18 protein-coding genes are annotated in these 22003 nt (G+C 33.7%); 15 read left to right on the top strand and 3 right to left on the bottom strand.

Features of this window, described 5'->3' with window-relative positions:
- Positions 1 to 32: 32 nt before the first annotated feature.
- On the top strand, positions 33 to 1550 hold the full coding sequence (gene gpmI, locus DM444_RS04975; protein WP_111284598.1) for a 2,3-bisphosphoglycerate-independent phosphoglycerate mutase: 1518 nt from the start codon (positions 33 to 35) through the stop codon (positions 1548 to 1550).
- Between the two features lie 194 nt (positions 1551 to 1744).
- Here the strand turns inward: gpmI and DM444_RS04970 are convergent, their stop codons facing one another.
- On the bottom strand, positions 1745 to 2998 hold the full coding sequence (locus tag DM444_RS04970; protein WP_111284596.1) for a DUF445 domain-containing protein: 1254 nt from the start codon (positions 2996 to 2998) through the stop codon (positions 1745 to 1747).
- A 221-nt stretch (positions 2999 to 3219) separates the two neighbouring features.
- Between DM444_RS04970 and map the strand changes: the two genes are divergently transcribed.
- The 6 genes from map to pruA all read left to right on the top strand — a co-directional run bounded on the left by map (position 3220) and on the right by pruA (position 11429).
- A complete protein-coding gene (gene map / locus DM444_RS04965; RefSeq protein ID WP_111284594.1) occupies positions 3220 to 4038 on the top strand; it encodes a type I methionyl aminopeptidase in 819 nt (272 codons plus the stop codon).
- A gap of 25 nt (positions 4039 to 4063) precedes the next feature.
- Positions 4064 to 4837, top strand: coding sequence for a class I SAM-dependent methyltransferase (locus DM444_RS04960; RefSeq protein ID WP_111284592.1), 774 nt, complete (start codon positions 4064 to 4066; stop codon positions 4835 to 4837).
- Between the two features lie 114 nt (positions 4838 to 4951).
- The gene (locus DM444_RS04955) at positions 4952 to 7855 is read left to right on the top strand and encodes a DEAD/DEAH box helicase (RefSeq protein WP_111284590.1); all 2904 of its coding nucleotides are present in this window, start codon (positions 4952 to 4954) and stop codon (positions 7853 to 7855) included.
- 74 nt (positions 7856 to 7929) lie between these two features.
- Positions 7930 to 9183 (top strand): type IX secretion system plug protein, encoded by a 1254-nt coding sequence (locus DM444_RS04950; protein ID WP_111284588.1) that lies wholly within the window; start codon positions 7930 to 7932, stop codon positions 9181 to 9183.
- 80 nt (positions 9184 to 9263) lie between these two features.
- Entirely contained in the window at positions 9264 to 9650 is a 387-nt protein-coding gene (gene apaG / locus DM444_RS04945; RefSeq protein ID WP_008467225.1) for a Co2+/Mg2+ efflux protein ApaG, read from the top strand.
- 153 nt (positions 9651 to 9803) lie between these two features.
- Positions 9804 to 11429, top strand: a complete 1626-nt coding sequence (gene pruA, locus DM444_RS04940; protein WP_111284586.1) for an L-glutamate gamma-semialdehyde dehydrogenase — start codon at positions 9804 to 9806, stop codon at positions 11427 to 11429.
- Between the two features lie 69 nt (positions 11430 to 11498).
- Here the strand turns inward: pruA and DM444_RS04935 are convergent, their stop codons facing one another.
- Positions 11499 to 12245, bottom strand: a complete 747-nt coding sequence (locus DM444_RS04935) for a carbonic anhydrase family protein (RefSeq protein ID WP_111284584.1) — start codon at positions 12243 to 12245, stop codon at positions 11499 to 11501.
- A 309-nt stretch (positions 12246 to 12554) separates the two neighbouring features.
- Between DM444_RS04935 and DM444_RS04930 the strand changes: the two genes are divergently transcribed.
- Positions 12555 to 13286 (top strand): hypothetical protein, encoded by a 732-nt coding sequence (locus DM444_RS04930; protein ID WP_111284582.1) that lies wholly within the window; start codon positions 12555 to 12557, stop codon positions 13284 to 13286.
- 77 nt (positions 13287 to 13363) lie between these two features.
- On the opposite strand, the gene rsmG is transcribed toward DM444_RS04930, so the two are convergent.
- The gene (rsmG, locus tag DM444_RS04925) at positions 13364 to 13993 is read right to left on the bottom strand and encodes a 16S rRNA (guanine(527)-N(7))-methyltransferase RsmG (RefSeq protein ID WP_111284580.1); all 630 of its coding nucleotides are present in this window, start codon (positions 13991 to 13993) and stop codon (positions 13364 to 13366) included.
- Positions 13994 to 14100: 107 nt separating this feature from the next.
- Here rsmG and DM444_RS04920 point away from each other — a divergent pair, with 107 nt between their 5' ends.
- From DM444_RS04920 to DM444_RS04890, 7 genes are all read left to right on the top strand, one after another.
- Positions 14101 to 15198, top strand: coding sequence for a fatty acid desaturase family protein (locus DM444_RS04920; protein WP_111284578.1), 1098 nt, complete (start codon positions 14101 to 14103; stop codon positions 15196 to 15198).
- Positions 15199 to 15271: 73 nt separating this feature from the next.
- Positions 15272 to 16462 carry a pyridoxal phosphate-dependent aminotransferase gene (locus DM444_RS04915; RefSeq protein WP_012023823.1) on the top strand — a complete coding sequence of 397 codons (1191 nt, stop codon included), beginning with the start codon at positions 15272 to 15274 and terminating at the stop codon, positions 16460 to 16462.
- A gap of 471 nt (positions 16463 to 16933) precedes the next feature.
- The gene (locus DM444_RS04910) at positions 16934 to 17389 is read left to right on the top strand and encodes a ferritin-like domain-containing protein (RefSeq protein ID WP_111284577.1); all 456 of its coding nucleotides are present in this window, start codon (positions 16934 to 16936) and stop codon (positions 17387 to 17389) included.
- A 234-nt stretch (positions 17390 to 17623) separates the two neighbouring features.
- Complete coding sequence (locus DM444_RS04905; protein WP_111284575.1) at positions 17624 to 19492, top strand: peptidase U32 family protein; 1869 nt, start codon at positions 17624 to 17626, stop codon at positions 19490 to 19492.
- Positions 19493 to 19911: 419 nt separating this feature from the next.
- Positions 19912 to 21072 carry a formate-dependent phosphoribosylglycinamide formyltransferase gene (gene purT / locus DM444_RS04900; RefSeq protein WP_111284573.1) on the top strand — a complete coding sequence of 387 codons (1161 nt, stop codon included), beginning with the start codon at positions 19912 to 19914 and terminating at the stop codon, positions 21070 to 21072.
- 2 nt (positions 21073 to 21074) lie between these two features.
- Entirely contained in the window at positions 21075 to 21395 is a 321-nt protein-coding gene (locus DM444_RS04895; protein WP_111284571.1) for a DUF6370 family protein, read from the top strand.
- The gene (locus DM444_RS04890; protein WP_073407828.1) at positions 21395 to 21970 is read left to right on the top strand and encodes a Crp/Fnr family transcriptional regulator; all 576 of its coding nucleotides are present in this window, start codon (positions 21395 to 21397) and stop codon (positions 21968 to 21970) included. The genes DM444_RS04895 and DM444_RS04890 overlap by 1 nt, the downstream gene beginning before the upstream one ends.
- The last annotated feature ends 33 nt before the right edge of the window (positions 21971 to 22003 follow it).

Here is a 22003-nt window from a genome sequence, read left to right as displayed (position 1 = left end):
AAATGATTTATCTTTGTAGAAAACAAAAAGTAATGAACAAAAAAGTTATCCTTATGATTTTAGATGGTTGGGGAAAATCTCCTGACCCTAAAGTATCTGCAATAGACAATGCAAATGTTCCTTTTATAAACAGTCTATACAAAAATTACCCAAGCGCACAACTTAGAACTGACGGATTAAATGTTGGTTTGCCAGAAGGACAAATGGGAAATAGTGAAGTTGGACACATGAATCTTGGTGCAGGAAGAATTGTATATCAAGATTTAGCGAAAATAAATTTAGCTGTAGAACACAAAACTTTAGCAAAAGAGCAAGTTTTAATTGATGCTTTTACTTACGCTAAAGAAAACAATAAAAAAGTGCATTTTTTAGGATTAGTTTCAGATGGTGGTGTTCACTCACATACTTCACACCTTCGCGGATTAATTGATGCTTCTCAAGAATATGGTTTAGATCAGGTTTACATTCACGCTTTTACAGATGGACGCGACGTTGACCCAAAATCTGGAGGAAAATATATTCACGATTTAGAGGATTATATTAAAGATACTCCAGTAAAAATTGCTTCTATTATCGGGCGCTATTATGCAATGGACCGCGACAAACGTTGGGAACGTGTAAAATTAGCTTACGATTTAGTTGTAAATGGCGTTGGAACTCCATCAACAAATGCTGTTGCAAGTGTTTTAGATAGCTACGCAAAAGATGTAACAGATGAGTTTATCGAACCTGTTGTTATTGTTGATGAAAATGCAAAACCTCTTGCTACAATTGTTGAAGGTGATGTTGTAATTTTCTTCAACTTTAGAACAGACAGAGGACGTGAACTTACTGAAGCTCTTTCTCAGCAAGATTTCCACGAGCAAAACATGCATAAACTAAACCTTTATTATGTAACATTGACAAACTACGACGAAACATACCAAAACGTAAAAGTGGTTTACAATAAAGATAATATCACTGAAACGCTTGGTGAGGTTTTAGAAAAAGCAGGCAAAAAACAAATCAGAATTGCTGAAACTGAGAAATATCCGCACGTAACTTTCTTCTTCTCTGGAGGTAGAGAAACTCCTTTTGAAGGTGAATCAAGAATCTTAAGAAACTCTCCAAAAGTGGCTACTTACGATTTACAGCCAGAAATGAGCGCTTACGAATTGGCAGATGCTCTTGTTCCAGAATTGAACAAAGGTGAGGTTGATTTCGTTTGTTTAAACTTCGCAAACGGAGACATGGTTGGACACACTGGAATTATGGAAGCTGCAATTAAAGCTTGTGAAGCGGTTGACGCTTGCGCGAAAAAAGTTATCGACGCTGCTCTTGCTAACGATTACACTACAATTGTAATTGCTGATCACGGAAACTGTGAAACCATGATTAATCCTGACGGTTCTCCAAATACGGCTCACACAACAAACCCAGTGCCGATTATTTTGGTTGACAAACAACTGAAAAGCATTCAAGATGGTGTGTTAGGCGATATCGCTCCAACAATTTTAGAATTAATGGGCGTGCAACAGCCAAATGCAATGACTTGTCATTCATTATTATAGAAATATTTTTCTTTATATAAAAAGAGGCGAATTCTTTAGAATTCGCCTCTTTTATTTTTACGCATTTTTTGTCATTTCGACGAAGGAGAAATCACACACGAAACTCGACAAAAATTGGCGATATAGTTTGCGGAATTTCTAGTGCGATTTCTCCTTCGTCGAAATGACAAAACGTTGTGTACTTCTCTGCAATCTTAAACAATAAAATAATGATAAAGCTGTTCAACTCCATAAATCACAAGCCCAATAACACCACCAACTAAAGTCCCATTGATTCTAATATATTGAAGATCTTTCCCGATTTCTAATTCTAATTTTTCTGAGACTTCTTTTCCATCCCAACTTTTTACAGTTGAAGAAATCAAATCTCCAATTACTTTTTTGTTATTTAAAAGAACCGATAACAAATCGTTTTTAATGAAATTGTTGATTTTGTCAATCATTAAAGGATCTTCTTTGATTCCGTTTCCAAAACCTTGAATCAAATTGGCAATATTATTTTTTATCGAAGAATCATCACCTTTATTAATATCGTTTGTAATAGATAATTTTACCTCATCCCAAATTCCGTTGATGTAATCTTGAACCTCTTTTTTTCCAACAAAACCCAAAATCATATCATTGATTTTAACTCTCATCTCTTCTGAGTTTTTTATTTTATCTAGAAAATTATAAACGTATTCGTCAATTTTAAGTCTTACCGTGCTTTCTGGATTTTTTGCTTCGTTTAAAAAATCTTGCAATCCATTAAAAACACCTTCAGTAATACTTTTATCAGCCAATCCGAAACTTAAAAAGGGAGTTGAAGCTTTTACTTTTTTTCGAATTAAATCTTTATTGTTTGTCAATTCGGCACTCATCACTTCCAAAAGATTTGTCAATAACTGATCTTTTACATTTCCTTTTTGTAAAGGTTCTAAAGCCAATGCAACCCAATCACCAAAATTTATTCCTTCAATTTTTTCTTTAAATTGAACTTGAATAAATTTTCTAACATCTTCATCTTTTATTGTTCTTAAAATACCTGGAACAATGTTCAGAGCAACAACACTGGCAATTTTATCAGCATTTTCTTCATGCGAAAGCCATTCTGAAGCTTTGGTTGCAAAATTAAATTCATCCAGTTTAATTTCTAATTTTTCTCGGTCCAAAAATTCTTCAGAAACAAAATTTCCAAGGTTCTCTCCTATTTCATTTTTCTTGGTCGGAATAATGGCTGTGTGCCAAATCGGGATTCCCATCGGATGACGAAAAAGTGCCACAACCGCAAACCAATCGGCAATTCCACCAACCATTGCCGCTTCGCTAAAAGCCTGCAGCATCGGAATTTTAAAATAAATAGCAATTAAAAACAATAGCACTGCAATACCCAAAAGTCCTAAAGCATTTCTCTTCATTTTCTTAAGGGCCTTTACTTTAGCAATATCTCGATCTATATTGGTTTCCATAATATTATCATTTGTACTACTAATTTATGCCTTTTTTCTGAAACGCTTTAACTCTATTGATTGTTTTGATAGTCACTAATTCACGAATTTTCTTTAAAAATTAATTAATTCATTTGTGTAATAACTTTTTTTTAATTTTTGTTTTGAGATAATTCGAGAATTCGTGGCTAAAAAATTTAGATAAAATATTGTACTTTTGCGAACTGAAAAATGGAAAAAATATGATTATCCAAAAAACTAGAGAGGAAATCGAATTAATGCGCGAAAGTGCTTTAATCGTATCAAAAACATTAGGAATGATTGCTTCTGAAATCAAAGAAGGAGTAACTACATTATATCTTGACAAATTAGCCGAAGAATTTATTCGTGATCACGGTGCAGTTCCAAGTTTCCTTGGATTGTACGATTTCCCGAATTCGCTTTGCATGAGCCCAAATGCTCAAGTTGTTCACGGTATTCCAAATAATGTTCCTCTTAAAAATGGTGACGTTATTTCGGTTGACTGTGGTGCTTTCAAAAATGGTTTCCACGGAGATCACGCATACAGTTTCGAAATTGGAGAAGTTGCTCCTGAAGTTAAAAAACTTCTACAAGTAACTAAAGAATCTCTTTATGTTGGAATTAGAGAATTTAAAGCAGGAAATCGTGTGGAAGATGTTGGAAACGCGATTCAAAAATATACTGAAGCTCATGGTTATGGCGTAGTTCGTGAATTGGTTGGACACGGTGTTGGACAAAAAATGCACGAAGAACCAGAAATGCCAAACTACGGAAAACGTGGACGTGGAAAGCTTTTTGTTGAAGGAATGGTTGTAGCAATTGAACCAATGATCAACATGGGAACTAGAAACATCAAACAACTAAAAGACGGTTGGACAATTCTGACTGCCGACGGAAAACCTAGCGCGCACTTTGAGCACGATGTGGCTTTAATTGATGGAAAACCAGAATTATTATCTACTTTTCAATACATCTATAAAGCTCTGGGAATCGAAAGCAACGAAGAAGATGAATTCAGAAAAGTGCCTTTAGTTCTATAACAAAAAACAACCCGAATCTATTCCTGTGAAAAAATTATTTAAACTTGTACTTAATACAATTCCGCGTCCTTTATTAATTCGTTTGAGTTACGTTGCGCGTCCAATTTTAGCATTCTCTTTGAGAGGAGATAAATTTACAGATCCTATTGATGGAAGAAGCTTTAAATCGTTTTTGCCTTACGGATACGGGAAACAACGCAATAATGTACTTTCGCCAAGTACGCTTTCTTTAGAAAGACACCGTTTGCTTTGGTTGTATTTAAACGATCAAACTGATTTTTTTACAGCGCCCAAAAAAGTATTGCATTTTGCGCCGGAACAAGCTTTTTATAAAAGATTCCGAAATCAGAAAAACCTTGATTACACTACAACCGATTTACTTTCGCCTTTGGCTGATGTAAAAGCAGATATCTGTAATTTACCTTTCAAAGACAATGAATATGACGTTATTTTATGTAATCACGTTTTAGAACATATTCCAGATGATACTAAAGCGATGCAGGAATTATACAGAGTTTTAAAACCAGGCGGAATGGCGATCCTTCAGATTCCTCAGGATTTATCTCGTGAAGTTACCTTTGCAGATGATTCGATTACAGATCAAAAAGAACGTGCTAAAATCTTCGGACAATACGATCACGTACGTGTCTACGGACGCGATTATTTCGACAAATTAAGAAGCATTGGTTTTATTGTTATCGAAGAAGATTATACGAATAAAATTGCACCAGAATTGGTTGAAAAATATTGTTTAGCAAAAGGCGAAATTATTCCGCTTTGCTTTAAACAAGAAAACTAATTCTTTTTCACCATAAATAAGTTCATTTAAAGGGTTTTCAAATTATTATTATTTTGAAAACTCTTTATTTTTTGCCCAATTCCCAAATTACAAGCCTAATCAAATCCCTAAATCTTGGAACCTACAAAACCATTTCAATTCTGTTTTGACATCAGTTTGGAAAAAAATCTGAATGTCTATATTCCAACCGCCTACATTGTTGAGAATACTAGCGAAATCAAATATTTAGATAAAAAAGCAAGTCCCAACGTACTTGAAAGTTTCGGGATCGTTTTTGAAAATTTAGATTCTAACACCAAAAGAATTTTAACCGCCTGCGATTCTTTAAAACCTGAATTCATTTTCAAAAAGTTCAGCGCAAAAATCAAATCGGCTAAAACAATTGCTGATCTTCAAAAAGATTCTAAAATTGATTTTGCCATTCGTCAGCATTTAAAATTCAACTTGAGTTCATTTTACGATTTGATTGTAAAAGAGCAATTTCCTTTGTCTCTAAATCTCGGACCAGAAAAAGATTTTTATCGTTCGAGAGTCAATATTGATCCGCTTGATTTTGAACCTCAGATTCAATTTGACAAACATGCCGAAGGAATCACTTACACTCTTTCTTTAAAAGAAAATGAAACCACTTTTTCTCCAATGGATATCAAAGCTGAAATTCTTTTGGATGAACCCGGCTGGCTGATTATCAATAAAAAATTAGGACAGTTAAAAGAGCTAAACTCTAAAAAACTGATGCCTTTTTTAAAGAAAAAATCAATTGAAATCCCTTCAAAATTAGTTGATGATTACTTTAAAAGTTTTATTCCTCAAATAGCGAAAAAAATTGATATTGAAGCAACTGGTTTTGAAATTGAACTTCGAGATAAAATCATTTCCTGTACGATTCAGCCAATTCATGATTTCTTTAAAAACTGTTATTATCTCAATCTATATTTTGATTATAACGGATATTCATTTGATGCAAGCAAAACTAAAAAAACACATTCTTTTGTCGATTTCAGTGTTGCCAATGAACCTAAAATAATTCAGTTTAAAAGAAATTCTGAAGAAAGTTTTTTTATCGAAAAATTAAATGAAATTGGTTTAACCAAAATCAAAAACGAATTATTTGGATTACATTCAGAAGCAGAAAATAAAGATCCGTATGTCAATATTCAACTAATTATTGACAATAAAGAAAAGCTTAAAAGTTTAGGTTTTACTGTCGAAAATCTGAAATTAGAAAGTAGAGAGATTGTTACAGAAAGTTATACCATTTCTGCATCAAAAGAAACAACTGGAGATTGGTTTGATATTAAAATAATTATTACTGTTGGAAATTATAAAATCAATTTCAGCGAAATTATTCCAAACATAAAAAGCAAAGAAAGACTTTTTGCGTTGCCTGACGGAAACTATTTCTTGATTCCGTTAGAATGGTTTAGCAAATACGGTTCTTTGGTAAAATTAGCCAAAACAGAAAATGGCGTTTTACTTTTACGAAAAAGCAATTTTACCGCTTTAGACGGAATTTCAGAAATTGATAATGATTTAGATCAGATTCATCAAGCTGAATTTACAGCTTCAGACTTAATAAAAGCGACTTTAAGACCCTATCAAATTGACGGTGTAAAATGGCTTTTAGGTCATTTTAATTCGAATATGGGCGCGTGTCTGGCTGACGATATGGGACTTGGAAAGACGCTGCAAACTTTGTCTGTTTTAGTTTCGGTGCAAGAACAATTAGGCTTTACAACCAAAACCACTAATTTTGATTTGTTCGCCAACGAAACCACTATCGAAAGAGAACCACTTAAAGCTTTGATCGTTCTGCCTTCTTCATTGGTTTTTAACTGGTTTAATGAAGCGGGGAAGTTTACGCCTCACTTTTCGAAAATGCAATATGTTGGAAATGACAGAAAATCACTAGCAAGCAGAATCAATTCAACCGATTTGATTTTTACAAGTTACAGCATCATTCATCGCGATATTTCAATTTTAGAAAAATACGATTTCCGTTATTTGATTTTGGACGAAAGCCAATACATCAAAAACAAAAATTCTAAGATTTTTAAAGCCATAAATAAAATTAGTACGGGACATAAAATTGCATTGAGTGGAACGCCGATCGAAAATTCGCTTGACGATTTATGGTCACAAATGCAGTTTATCAATCCGGAGATTTTGGGCAGTTATGCTTTCTTTATGGAAAATTTCAAAAATCCGATTGAGAAAAAACAGAATGAAGAAGTTTTAGCAGAATTAAAAAATCTTATTCAGCCTTATATTTTGCGACGAACCAAAGAACAAGTTTTAAAAGATTTACCAGAATTAACAGAGCAGATTTATTACTGTGACATGGATCCTGAGCAGGAAAAATTATACGAAAAAGAAAAATCTAAAGCTCGAAATTTCCTTCTTAAAACCGATGGATCTCCTGACAAAATCAGCATTATCAATACTTTGATGAAACTGCGTCAGTTAAGTAATCACCCAAAAATGGTCGATGCAGATTCAGAAATTGATTCTGGAAAATATATTGCCGTTACGAACTATTTAGAAAGTTTAGTAAAAGGAAAACAGAAAGCGATTATTTTCAGTTCGTTTGTTACCAATTTAAGTTTTTATACCGATTGGTGTAAAGAGAATAAAATTGAATTCTGCGAAATTACAGGTGAAACTCCTGCAGAAAAAAGAGAACAGCAAGTAAAATTATTTCAGGAAAAAGAAAATCCGTTGTTATTCTTTATTTCACTAAAAGCTGGTGGAGTTGGTTTGAATATTACGAAAGCTTCTTATGTATTATTCTTGGATCCGTGGTGGAATCCTTTTGCAGAAAAACAAGGAGTTGGTCGAGCGCATAGAATTGGGCAATTGAATAAAGTAAATGTGATTCGTTTTATTTCTAAAAACACAGTTGAGGAAAAAATCATCAAATTGCAGGAAAACAAAAAACTATTATCTGATTCCCTTTTAGAAGAAAGTTATATTAATGATGAAATTGAAGGTAACTTAGAATATATTTTGGGTAATTAATAGTTAAATCCAATAGATTGGCATCTTTTTCGTTATATAAAATTGTTATATTTACAATCTTACAACGAAATAAGATGCCAAAATTTTTCTATACAAGCTTGATTTTTCTTTTTATTTTCACTTTGGCGAAAGCTCAGGAAAAAGAAATCGATCCTCCTTATAATATTAAAACCGTCTCTTTTATTCAGAATGGCAGTAATGTTCCACCTATTTTCGAATTAGGTTCTGCATTTACATTTCAATTTGATGATTTGTTTGGCAATGAAGCCAATTATTATTTTGAAGTTATTCATTGCGATTACAATTGGTATCCAACAGATATTCCTAAAACAGATTATATTTTCGGCATGGATAATCAGAGAATTACAGATTTTTCAAATTCGTTTAATACACTTCAGGTTTATACGCATTACAGACTTTCTTTTCCTAATCAGTTTACACAGCTATTGAAACTTTCGGGAAATTATATGCTACGAATTCTGAACGATGATAAAGAAGTCGTTTTCTCAAGAAAATTCATTTTGTTTGAAAATCATTGTACTGTTGGAACTCAAGTAAAAAGAAGCCGCAACCTCAGCAATATTGACTATAAACAAAATCTTGATATTGCAATTTTGTCAAATGATATTGTTTTTCAGACGCCATTACAGAATGTGAAAGTTCTTTTATTGCAAAATGGAAACTTTCATACTGAGATAAAAAATATTGTTCCTCAATACACCATTGGCAATCAGCTTATTTATAAATATGACAAAGAAACCCAATTTTGGGGCGGAAATGAGTATTTGTATTTTGAAAATAAAGACATTCGCGCGGCAAATAATAATGTTGCTAAAGTAGGTTCTAACGGCGATATTTATAACGCTCATTTATACACTAATGCAGCAAGAGGAAATCAGATTTACACCAATTATGAAGATGTAAATGGGAATTTTGTTGTGAAGAATATCAATGGTTCTAACAATGATATTGAAGCCGATTATGCTTGGGTATATTTTACACTTTCGGCACCTGCTTTTAGATTGAATAAAGACATTTATATTACTGGAATGTTCAATAATTACAGTCTTACGCCAGAATATAAAATGGATTACAACACTGATAAAGGCGTTTTCGAAAAAGCCATTATGATCAAGCAGGGTTTTACCAATTTTCAATATACAGTAGCTGATAAAAAAGGAGTCATTGATAATGAAAATGCTATTGATGGAAACTTTTATCAGACTGAAAATGAGTACACGATTTTGGTCTATTACAAAGAAGCAACCGATCGTTATCAGCGTGTAATTGGAAAAGGAAATGCAAACTCTATCAATATAGTCAACTAAAACAAATGTTAAGGTTCTAGTTTAACTAATTTTTTTTCGTAACTTTGCCACTATAACACTCACATATATACGGCGTTAGTATGGTTTCTCAAATTACACGAGGCATAAAAATATCTGTTTTGACTAGTTTTGAAGGTACATACTTCAAAAACTACAAGATTCATTTTGCTTTTAGCTACGTAGTTACCATCGAAAATCATAGTAAAGATTCTGTACAATTAACTTCACGTCACTGGGAAATTTTTGATTCTTTAAACGACTTAGAAGTTGTAGATGGCGAAGGTGTAATTGGTAAAAAACCAGTTTTAAAACCTGGCGAAAATCACACTTACAGTTCTGGCTGTCTATTATCGTCTCCTTATGGCGCTATGAAAGGTCATTTTAATATGATCAATTTTACTACAACAAAAACATTCAAAGTTATCGTTCCTACTTTTAGAATGTGTGCTCCTTTTGCTTTAAATTAAGATATAATTTACAGCGATTGCTTTTATCGTTATCTTAATCATAAAATTGTCAATTTATTAATTTATCCTTTGTACTTTTGTGCAGCGTTAGATTATTCGTAACAAAACAAATCGTCTAACTTTAAATTGTCTAATTCACAAATTTTAAATAACATGCTTAAAGGATTTTTCCATGTACCAAAAGCGGTAAACGAGCCTGTAAAAAGCTACGCACCAAACTCTCCAGAAAAAGCAGCTGTTCAGGCGGCTTACACAACAATGTGGAATTCTCAAATTGACGTTCCTTTGCATATAGGAAGCGAAGAAATCAGAACTGGAAACACAAGAAACATTACAGCTCCACACGACCACAAACACGTTGTTGGAAAATATCATTTAGCTGAAAAACAACATATTGAAAAAGCAATCGCTAATGCACTTGAATCAAGAAAAGCATGGGCAAATATGGCATGGGAACAACGTGCTGCTATTTTCTTAAAAGCTGCTGAACTTATCGCAGGACCATACAGAGCTCGCATCAACGCTGCAACAATGATTGGTCAATCTAAAAATATTCACCAAGCAGAAATCGATGCTTCTTGTGAATTAATTGACTTCTTACGTTATAATGTTGAGTTTATGACTCAAATCTACAACGATCAGCCAAAATCAGATTCTTCTGTTTGGAATCGTGTAGAATACAGACCATTAGAAGGTTTTGTTTATGCTATTACTCCATTCAACTTTACTGCAATCGCTGCAAACCTTCCTGCAAGTGCTGCTATGATGGGTAACGTTGTAGTTTGGAAACCAAGTGATAGCCAAGTATTTTCTACAAAAATCATTTTAGATGTTTTCAAAGAAGCTGGAGTTCCTGACGGAGTTATAAACGTAGTTTTTGGAGATGCTTTAATGATTACTGATACTGTTTTGGCAAGCCGTGATTTTGCTGGTATTCATTTTACAGGATCAACTCACGTATTTAAAGATATTTGGGCTAAAATTGGTGCAAACATCCACAATTACAAAACATATCCAAGAATCGTTGGTGAAACTGGAGGTAAAGATTTTATTATTGCTCACCCAAGCGCAAACGTAAAACAAGTAGTTACAGGAATTACTCGTGGAGCTTTTGAATTCCAAGGACAAAAATGTTCTGCAGCATCTAGAGCTTATATTCCTCAAAGTTTATGGCCAGCTGTAAAAGAGCAATTAATTGCTGATGTAAAATCTATGAAAATGGGTTCTCCGGAAGATTTTGGAAACTTCATTACAGCAGTTATCCACGAAGGTTCTTTTGACAAACTAGCAAGTTATATTGACCAAGCTAAAAAAGATGCTGACGCAGAAATCATCGTTGGAGGAAATTACGATAAATCGGTTGGATACTTTGTTGAACCAACAGTTATTGTAACTACAAATCCAAAATATACTACAATGGAAACTGAGTTATTTGGACCAGTTATCACTATTTATGTTTATGAAGATGCTAAATGGGAAGAAACTCTTGAATTAGTAGATACTACTTCTGAGTACGCGTTAACAGGAGCAGTTTTCAGCCAAGATCGTTACGCTATTGAAGTGGCTACAACTAAATTACAAAACTCTGCTGGTAACTTCTACATCAATGATAAACCAACTGGAGCGGTTGTAGGAATGCAGCCATTTGGTGGAGCAAGAGCTTCTGGAACTAACGATAAAGCAGGTTCTGCATTAAACTTATTACGTTGGGCTTCTCCAAGAACTATCAAAGAAACTTTTGTAACTCCAGAAGATTACAGATACCCTTTCTTAGGATAATCTGATTTTAGAGTTCAGATTTTAGATTATAAAAATGCGTGTAATTTCTATATTACACGCATTTATTTTTTATAAAAAAATTACTTCGCCAGAATGCAGATCATAATAAGCACCTATTATTTTGATTTCGCCTTTATCTTCCATTTCTTTCAAAATAGGACTTCTAGATTTTATATCTGTAATTGTCTGTAAAACATTATTTTTTGCAACATATTCTACAAAATCATCGTTCTTGACAGTTTTATCGCCAGCAAAATCTTGAGATTTAGCAATAGCTGGTTTTATTTTAGAAAGCATAGCTGTTATATTTCCCAATTTCACATCATCAATTGCAGACTTAATAGCTCCGCATGATTCATGTCCTAAAACCAAAATTAGTTTTGCTCCAGAAACTTTACAGCCAAATTCCATACTGCCTAATAAATCCTCATTTACAAAGTTCCCTGCAACTCTTCCAACAAAAAGATCGCCAATTCCCTTATCAAAAACATCTTCAACTGGAATTCTACTGTCAAGGCACGAAAGAATAACAGCTTTTGGATATTGACCTTCTGAAGCATCACGTACTAAAGCCGAATGATCTCTTAAGGTTAGATCATTATTCATATACCGCTTGTTTCCATCTTTCAAACTTTTTATTACCAAATCTGGAGTCAAAGCTTTCTGCTGTTCAGCAGTTAAAACTTTCTCTTTTAGAGGAACTAATTTCGAAATCTTGTCCAAAGATTTGTTCTCAGATTCATTTTTATCTGATTTTTTTTCGCAGGAAACTGCTAATACCAATAAAGGTAGCAACATAAAAATTACTTTTTTCATTTGAGATAATTTTAAAGTTATGAAAAAACACTTAAAACATAAACCATTACAAATAAGAACCTTAAAATATTTTATCGAAGTAAAAACTTACACTAAAGTATAAAAATATCTACACTTACAGGTGTTATTTTCTATTATATTTTTTGTAATATTTTTCTTATTTATTTAGAAATCAGCACTTTAAAAACTCTAATTGTCTTATTTTAATACTTTAAAAACTTATTGTTCCTATCAAAAAAAACTCATCAGCATAAATTTGCTTCATCATTAAGCAACATTAAAAAGATTTAATAAATTAATAGCATAAGTATGAGAAATTTAAACAATGTTCCTAAAGTTATTATGGAATCAAAAAGCATTGGACATCCCATTAATTATAAATGGACAAAAAAGAAAATAAATAAACTTCTAGATCCCATTGAAGGGAATGAAGAGCTTGAAAATACTTTAATGCATATCAACCACAAAGGCTCAATTGGATTGACTGCTGCATTATTAGAATGGGTTTACTGGCGTTTTACAGGTTACAGTCAAGCAACAAATGATACGCAAAAACGAATTGAAGCTCTTTGGTGTTCTGTAAATAACCATGAACAAACAAATCCATTATTATTTGATACCGATTTTGAAGTTCCCGCAAATGGTTCTGTCAATGGTGCATTATGGATTGCATTAATGAACGTGACCATGATTGATGCAAGATATAGAAGAGGTTCTTACTTTTTACAAAATGATCTTGTTGGATTAATATTGCTGGCACGTCACATTGCTCCAAAAAAGAAAAAATTTGACAATTGGTTGGGTCAGACAATTATCAACTTAATTCATACACATCCAAATCCATATCAAAATAATGAATTAGATGAAAGCGATGAAAAAATATATGATTCTTCAAACGAACCTTTAATTTCTAGAGAATACTTCTTTGATACAGCATTCGAATATTCTCCTGAAGCATCAGAAAATGCTATTCATAGTTTTATCGACAATTTAGATCATAAAGCAAATTCATTCCTGAATTTTTCAAAGAAAGCTTCATAATTTAAAACGTTAATGTTAATTCAAAAAATAACCCGATTTAGAATCTCTAATCGGGTTATTTGCTTTTATATAAAATATTATGGCTTGAATTTTAAAGGAAGATGAACCACTTTTTTAGTTTCAAAAAATTCATCTTCAAATATTTCAGACAAATCATATAAAGTGGCATTTGGAAAATCTTTTAATTCTTCAGCTAAATCTCCACCTTTTAAATAAAGAATTCCATTTTTTAAAGTGTGTTTGTGCTGTTTCTTAATTTTATCTTTAATCCAAGAAACGAAATCAGGCATATTGGTTACAGCACGGCTTACTATAAAATCGAAATCACCTTTTACCAATTCAGCACGTTTTTGTTCTGCTTTTACATTTTTTAATTCTAATGCATCAGCAACACCTTGCACTACTCTTATTTTTTTAGCAATAACATCAATTAGGTAAAAACGAGTTTCAGGAAAAAGAATCGCTAACGGAATTCCTGGAAAGCCTCCTCCAGTTCCAACATCCAGAACAGTCGCTCCAGGTTCGAATTTCATGATTTTAGCAATTCCTAACGAATGCAAAATGTGTTTTGTATACAAAGAATCAATGTCTTTTCTAGAAATCACATTGATTTTTTCATTCCAATTGTGGTATAAAAAGTCTAATTTTTGAAATTGTTCGATTTGAAGATCGGTCAAATTGGGAAAATATTTCAATATCTCATCCATTGCTGTAAATTTTTAACAAAAGTACTACTTTACGATTGAAATATTTAACTCAATTTTGCAAATTGAGAATTTATAATAATTACCTTTGAAAACTATTTAAATCAATTATGAATAACGACGCACCTATTTTTGCAAGGCAAGACAATCTGAAGTTTTTCAGAACGCTTAACTCTCGCGTAAACAATTATTTCAAAGAAAATAATATTAAAAAGACCGGGAATTGGCAGTTACATTTAAAAGCTGTTATTCTATTTGCTGTTTTTTTAACGCCCTACTTTTTAATCCTTACGCTTGACATGCCTTTTTGGGTAATGTTGCTTTTATCAATCGTAATCGGAATTGGAATGGCTGGTGTGGGAATGAATGTAATGCATGACGGAAACCACGGATCATATTCTACTAAAAACTGGATCAATAAATTCATGGGTGGAACCATTTATGTTTTGGCAGGAAATGTATACAACTGGCAAGTGCAGCATAATGTTTTGCATCATACCTATACGAATATTCCTGGTCACGACGAAGATCTAGATGCAGGAAGAATTATCCGTTTTACAGAACATGCAGAATGGCATAGTTTTCACCGTTTTCAGCATTACTACTCTGTTTTCTTGTATGGTTTATTGACTTTCAATTGGGCTATTACTACTGATTTTAAGCAGATGAGAAATTATCTGAAAAGAAAATTATCTTACGGTGAACCAAAAAGTCCGAAAATTCTTTGGACAACTCTTATTATTACTAAAGTTATCTATATTTCTATTTGGATCGTTTTACCAATGTTAATTGGAATTACTTGGTGGAAAGTGCTTCTTGGATTTTTTGTAATGCATTATACTGCAGGACTAATCTTAAGTATCGTATTTCAATTGGCACACGTTGTAGATCATACTACAAATCCTTCTCCAAATGAGTTAGGAGAAATGGACAATACTTGGGCTGTTCACCAATTGTACACTACAACTAATTTTGCGCCAAAAAATGCAATCGTAAATTGGTACACTGGTGGATTAAATCATCAAATCGAACATCATATTTTCCCAAATATTAGCCACATTCACTATGGTAAAATTGCAAAAATCGTCAAGGAAACTGCAAAAGAATGTAATTTGCCATATTACGAATACAAAACAATGGGAAGTGCTATTGTAGCTCACTTTAAGCATTTACGTGATTTGGGTATGAAGCCAGAATTATCAGTTTAAAAACTAAAAAAAATCTATTAATAATTAACCTTCCTTAATTAACAGCAAATTAAGGACATTCAAAAATTTTATAATGAATCATATTCTTTCGGACAGAATCAACAATCTTGCTACTTCACAGACATTAGCAATGGCTGCATTAGCACGCGAATTAAAAGCACAAGGAAAAGACATTATCAGTTTAAGTTTAGGTGAGCCAGATTTCAATACGCCAGACTTCATTAAAGAAGCTGCAAAAAAAGCGATCGACGACAACTATAGTACATATTCTCCTGTTGATGGATACCAAGATTTAAAAGAAGCTATCTGCAGAAAATTCAAAAGAGACAATGATTTAGAGTACAAACCATCTCAAATCGTAGTTTCTACAGGAGCAAAACAATCTCTATACAACATTGCTCAGGTAATGTTAAACGACGGTGACGAGGTAATTTTACCAGCACCTTACTGGGTTTCTTATTTCGAAATCGTAAAACTTTCTGGTGGAGTTCCTGTTGAAGTTCCAACTTCTGTAGAAACAGATTTCAAAATTACACCAGAACAATTAGAAGCTGCAATCACACCAAAAACAAAAATGATGTGGTTTTCTTCTCCTTGCAATCCATCTGGATCTGTTTACAGCAGAGAAGAATTAACAGCTTTGGCTAAAGTTTTAGAAAAACACCCAAATATTTACGTAGTTGCAGATGAAATTTATGAGCACATCAATTTCTCTGGAACTTTCTGCAGTATTGGTTCTATCCCAGGAATGTTAGAAAAAACAATTACTGTAAACGGAGTTGCAAAAGCATTCGCAATGACAGGATACAGAATTGGTTACATCGGAGCTCCAGAATTCATCGCAAAAGCGTGTACAAAAATTCAAGGACAAGTAACATCTGGTGCAAATTCTGTTGCTCAAAGAGCTACAATTACAGCTGTAGATGCAGATCCAAGCGTATTAAACGAAATGGTTCAAGCTTTCCACGGACGTAGAGATTTAGTGGTTGGATTATTAAAAGAAATTCCAGGAGTAAAAATCAACGTTCCAGAAGGAGCTTTCTACGTATTCCCAGACGTTTCTTCTTTCTTCGGAAAAACATTAAAAGGTCACGAAATTAAAGATGCAAACGACGTTTCTATGTACCTTTTAGCAGAAGCAAATGTTGCAACAGTAACTGGAGACGCTTTCGGAAATCCAAACTGTATTCGTTTCTCTTATGCAACAAGCAACGATATCTTAAAAGAAGCATTACGCAGAATCAAAGAAGCTTTGACTGCATAATAATATACTAAGTTTTACTAAAACGGCTTAAGGTTCAAAAGTTTCATCACTTTTATACTTTAAGCTGTTTTTTTATGCTTTTGGGCGTGTCCCTCCGGGTCGGGCTATCCGCTACAAGTCCTCGCACTTCCTTCGTCAGGCTGTGGGCTTTCCACTTCTATCCCTCACGCAAACCGTAAACGAGAAAAATTCGTTTTCAAAAGAAAACAATATCTGGTTCAATTGCCTCCAGCTTCAGCTGGAGGTTATAATTAAACTTCTATATAGGCTTTAGCCAAACTATACATTCGGCTAAAGCCACTAACTTGATCCTTTTAATTCCTCCAGCTAAAGCTGGAGGCAATTGAAATAAAATATAAGTTTCAAAATTCCCATTCTACAATATTATAAAACCTAGAGTGTAATCCTGTAAAGCAAAGCCTCTTATAAATTGCAAACTTTGTAACATATTAATTTCAAAAATTATATGTCATGATACATGCAGAAGAAATCACAACAGAAACAATTAAAACCTTAGAAGGATTAATTTCAATTCTTGAAGATGGAAAACTAGGATATACAGATGCGGCAGAACATGTAGAAAATCCAGCCATGAAAACCGATTTCCTTGAATATGCCCGTGAACGCGCATTGTTTATTGTAGAGTTACAAAACCAAATCAACAAATTGGGAAAATCCACAGATACTTCTGGCGGAGGACCACTTGGAGCTTTACACCGAGCTTGGATCGATATTAAATCTGCCTTTACAGGAGGCGATACAGAAGCAATTATAAACGCTTGTATTACGGGTGAAGAAGCTGCTATTGAAAAATATAAAAAAGCACTCGAAGATAATCATCTGGAACACGATCAGATTTACGTCGTTTCAAAACAATTAAACAGTATTCAAAATACTTTATCACAAATAAAAATGAGAGCAAACTAATCGATTCATGCTTTTTTTTGAGAACTGCTCGGTCTTCGGATCGGGTGGTTTTTTGTTTTTAATATACATGACATTGAATAAACAGATTAATTCAGTATTAAAAATTAAACCAATTCATTCCATATTGCGTTAACAATTTCAAAAAAATCGCTTTAGCACTAGCAAACTCAAATAATTTATTAGACCTTTGCACACTTTTTTTCGTGAATACCACAAAAGGCTAAAGTTTTAGAAATGAAGAAGAAAATAGAAATATTAGCTCCAGCAAGAGATTTAATCGGCGGAATGGCAGCTATTAACAGCGGTGCAGATGCTGTATATATTGGTGCGCCACAATTTGGAGCACGTTCAAATGCCAACAACTCTATTGAAGATGTTGCTGCATTAGTAAAATATGCACACTTATTTAATGCTCAGGTTTTTGTGGTAATGAATACCATTTTATACGACAACGAATTAGAAACCTGTCGCGCAATGATTTGGGAATTATACGATATTGGTGTCGATGCTTTGATCATTCAAGATATGGCGATTATGGAAATGGACTTGCCTCCTATCGTTCTTCACGCCAGCACACAAGCCAACAACCGTGATGCAGACAAAATTAAATTCCTTAAAGATGCAGGAATCAAACGTGTCGTTTTAGCACGTGAATTGAACTTACATCAAATTAAAACCATTTACGACGAAGCTGATGTTGAATTAGAATTTTTCGTGACTGGAGCACTTTGTGTATCCTTCAGCGGAAACTGTTATATGAGTGTGGCAAACGGAGAACGAAGTGCAAACCGTGGTTCTTGCGCTCAAAACTGCCGTTTACCTTATAACTTAATTGACGGAAACGGAGATACTTTAATCAGAAACAGTCACTTGCTTTCGATTAAAGATTTAGACGTTTCAGATCAGATTCCGAATTTAATTGAAGCAGGTATCGTTTCTTTCAAAATTGAAGGAAGACTAAAAGATGTAGCTTACGTTAAAAATAACGTATCTTATCTACGTCAAAAATTAGACAGTTATTTAGAAGGAAGCGATAAGTACACAAAAGCTTCTTCTGGAAAATGTACATATACTTTCGACTCTACTTTAAGCAGAACGTTCAATCGTGGTTATACCGATTATTTCGTAAACGAAAGACACAGCTCTATTGGTTCTTGGGAAAGCCCAAAATCTAAAGGGCAATATATTGGGAAATTAATTCGAACTATTGGAGATGCTTACGAAATCGAAAACGGTGAATTATTAAACAACGGTGATGGACTTTGTTTCATTAACGAAAATAACGAAGCTGACGGAATTTACGTAAACAAAGCTGAAAACGGAAAAGTGTATCCAAACGTTTTAAAAGAAATCAAAGACGGAACTTTCATCTATAGAAACAACGACGCTGCTTTCATTAAAATTGTTGAAAGAGAAGACAGTGCGATCCGTAAAATCGGAACTACTTTATTGCTTACCGAAAATGAAAACGGTTTTGAATTAATCGCAACCGATGAAGATGGAAACGTAAGTACAGTAAAATTAGAGCATCCGAAAGAAAAAACGAAAACAGGCGAATCGATCGAAGAAAATATTAAAGTTCAATTGGCAAAAACAGGTTTCACACCTTACAGCGCCGATGAAATCAATGTAATGTTCTCTGAAAACTGGTTCCTTCCTATTTCAAAAATCAACGAAATGAGAAGAAATGTTTTCGAACAATTATCAGAAATTCGTTTGGCAAATTACGTTCGTGAAGAACACCAATTGGTAAAAACGTCACATCCATATCCAGAAACGAAATTGGATTTCATGTACAACGTTTCTAACAAAACAGCTCGTAAATTCTATGAACGTCACGGTGTTACCGAAATCGAAAAAGCATTCGAATTACAATGGGATCCAGGAAAATCTCGTGTAATGACAACCAAATATTGCATTAAATACGAATTGAAAAAATGCCCAATACACCAAAAAGATATTGTAGGTGTTAAAGTAAAAGAACCATTAGTATTGAAACAAGGTGAACTTGAATACAAACTAAAATTCAACTGTAAACCCTGCGAAATGGAAATCTGGGAAAAAGATGCAGAATTTGAAATTGAAGAAGATCATTTTCATTAAAGTTTAAACGCAAAGTTTTTTTTACCGCAAAGAGCGCAAAGAATTACGCAAATGTTCGCAAAGATTTTAAATAATCTTTGCGAACATTTTTTTATCCTGTTATTTCTCCAATCTTGTCATTTCGACGAAGGAGAAATCTCCACGAGTAACTCCGCTCCAATAAGCCAATCTTTGTAGAGCCACTTGTGGAGATTTCTCCTTCGTCGAAATGACAAACTGTGTGGTTACTTTGTCTTAAAACTAAAATCTAGTATAAAATTAAATCTGCTCGATCTGCAAAATCTACGTGAGAAATTCTTTGCGCTCTTTTTTAACTTAAAAACAAAAAACTTGCGTTCTTCGCGTAATTCTTTGCGAACTTCGCGGTTAAAAAAACCTTTTTCCCTACTTTTACTACTCAAACAATACACTACTCCAAAATGAAAATACTACTCCTAGGTTCAGGCGAATTAGGCAAAGAATTTGTCATTGCCGCACAACGAATCGGACAAACCATAATCGCAGTTGACAGTTACGAAAATGCACCAGCCATGCAAGTTGCACACGGTTTTGAAGTCATTAATATGCTCGACGGTGAAGCACTTGACCGAATCGTAGCCAAACACCAACCCGATTTTATAGTTCCTGAAATAGAAGCCATTCGTACCGAACGTTTTTACGATTACGAAAAACAAGGAATTACCGTTGTTCCTTCAGCGAAAGCGGCAAACTTCACTATGAATCGTAAAGCCATTCGCGATTTAGCAGCAAAAGAACTCGGATTAAAAACGGCAAAATACCAATATGCAACATCGGCAGAGGAACTTCAGAAAGCTGTTCAAGAAGTTGGAATTCCGTGTGTAGTAAAACCTTTAATGTCTTCGTCTGGAAAAGGACAATCAACAATCAAAACAGAAAGTGATATCGAAAAAGCTTGGCAATATGCCGTTGCTGGTTCACGTGGCGATGTTATCGAAGTGATTGTAGAAGCTTTTGTAGATTTTCATTCTGAAATTACACTTTTAACGATTACTCAAAATAATAATCCAACTTTATTCTGTGCTCCAATTGGTCACAGACAAGAAAGAGGTGATTATCAGGAAAGCTGGCAGCCCGCTTTGGTTTCAGAAAAAGATTTGTATGAAGCTCAGGATATGGCTGAAAAAATTACGGAAGCGCTTGGAGGCGCGGGACTTTTTGGTGTTGAATTTTTCTTAACTAATGAAGGTGTTTATTTCTCTGAACTTTCTCCTCGTCCACACGATACCGGAATGGTAACTTTAGCAGGAACACAGAATTTCAACGAATTTGAATTGCATTTACGAGCGATTTTAAGTCTTCCAATATTCGAAATCACTTTAGAAAAAGCTGGAGCAAGCGCTGTAATTTTAGCGTCAGAAGATTCAACAAATCCAACTTTCAGCGGAATCGAAAAAGTAGCCGCTTTACCAAAAACAGATTTCAGAATTTTCGGCAAACCAACTTCAAGACCTTACCGAAGAATGGGTGTCGTTTTAAGTCATGATACGCTTTCAACCCCAATTAATGAAGTAACAGAACGCGCCAAAGAAACGGCAAAATTAATAACTGTAAATTCTTAACTATGAAAAATATACTTTTAGCGACTTTTCTTTTTATTGGAATCACCGTACAAGCACAAAGCAAAAAGAAATTTGATAAACCAACAGTTGTTGAAGCTTCATGCGGAGAATGTCAATTTGGTATGAAAGGCAAAAGCTGTGATTTAGCTGTTCGCATTGATGGAAAAAGCTACTTTGTTGACGGAACAACTATTCACGATCACGGTGATGCACACTCAGAAAAAGGCTTTTGTAACGCAATTAGTAAAGCTTTAGTTACGGGAGAAATCAAAGGAGACCGATTTAAAGCAACTTCATTTACCTTAATTGACGATAAAAAATAATGGCATTAATTCTCGAAAACATTGCCAAACACGTTTCTCTTACACCAGAAGAACAGGCGCTTTTTTTATCTAAACTGGAAACCAACACTTACAAAGCCAAAACGCTTTTATTAAACGCTGGCGAAGTCTGCAAACATTCCTATTTTGTAAACTCAGGAATTTTAAGAAGTTTCAATATCAACGATAATATTGTCGAACATGTTCTTTCTTTTGCCTGCGAAGGATGGTGGATGAGCGATATGTACAGCTTTTTTTCTCAAAAACCAGGACAGCTTTTTATTGAAGTTCTGGAAGAAGCTGAAGTCGTTTCTTTGTCCAAAGAAAATCAAGAACAATTGTATCTTGAAATTCCAAAATTGGAACGTTTTTTCAGAATCTTAATTGAAAATTCATTAGTTGCGAATCAACAAAGATTAATGGATAACTTGAGTTTACCTGCGGAAGAGCGCTTTGAAAAATTCACTAAAAAATATGGAACATTAGTTCACAAAGTTCCTCAAAAACAAATTGCTTCTTTCATTGGTGTAACACCCGAATTCTTCAGCAAAATGAAAGCCAGGCTTTTGAAAAAGTAAAATTAAACCATTAAGATATTAAGATTCATTAAG

This window comes from Flavobacterium ginsenosidimutans (genome assembly GCF_003254625.1).
GTDB classification, from domain to species: domain Bacteria; phylum Bacteroidota; class Bacteroidia; order Flavobacteriales; family Flavobacteriaceae; genus Flavobacterium; species Flavobacterium ginsenosidimutans.
The sequence above is the reverse complement of the archived record's forward strand: the minus strand, read 5'-3'. Positions and strand labels throughout refer to the sequence as shown.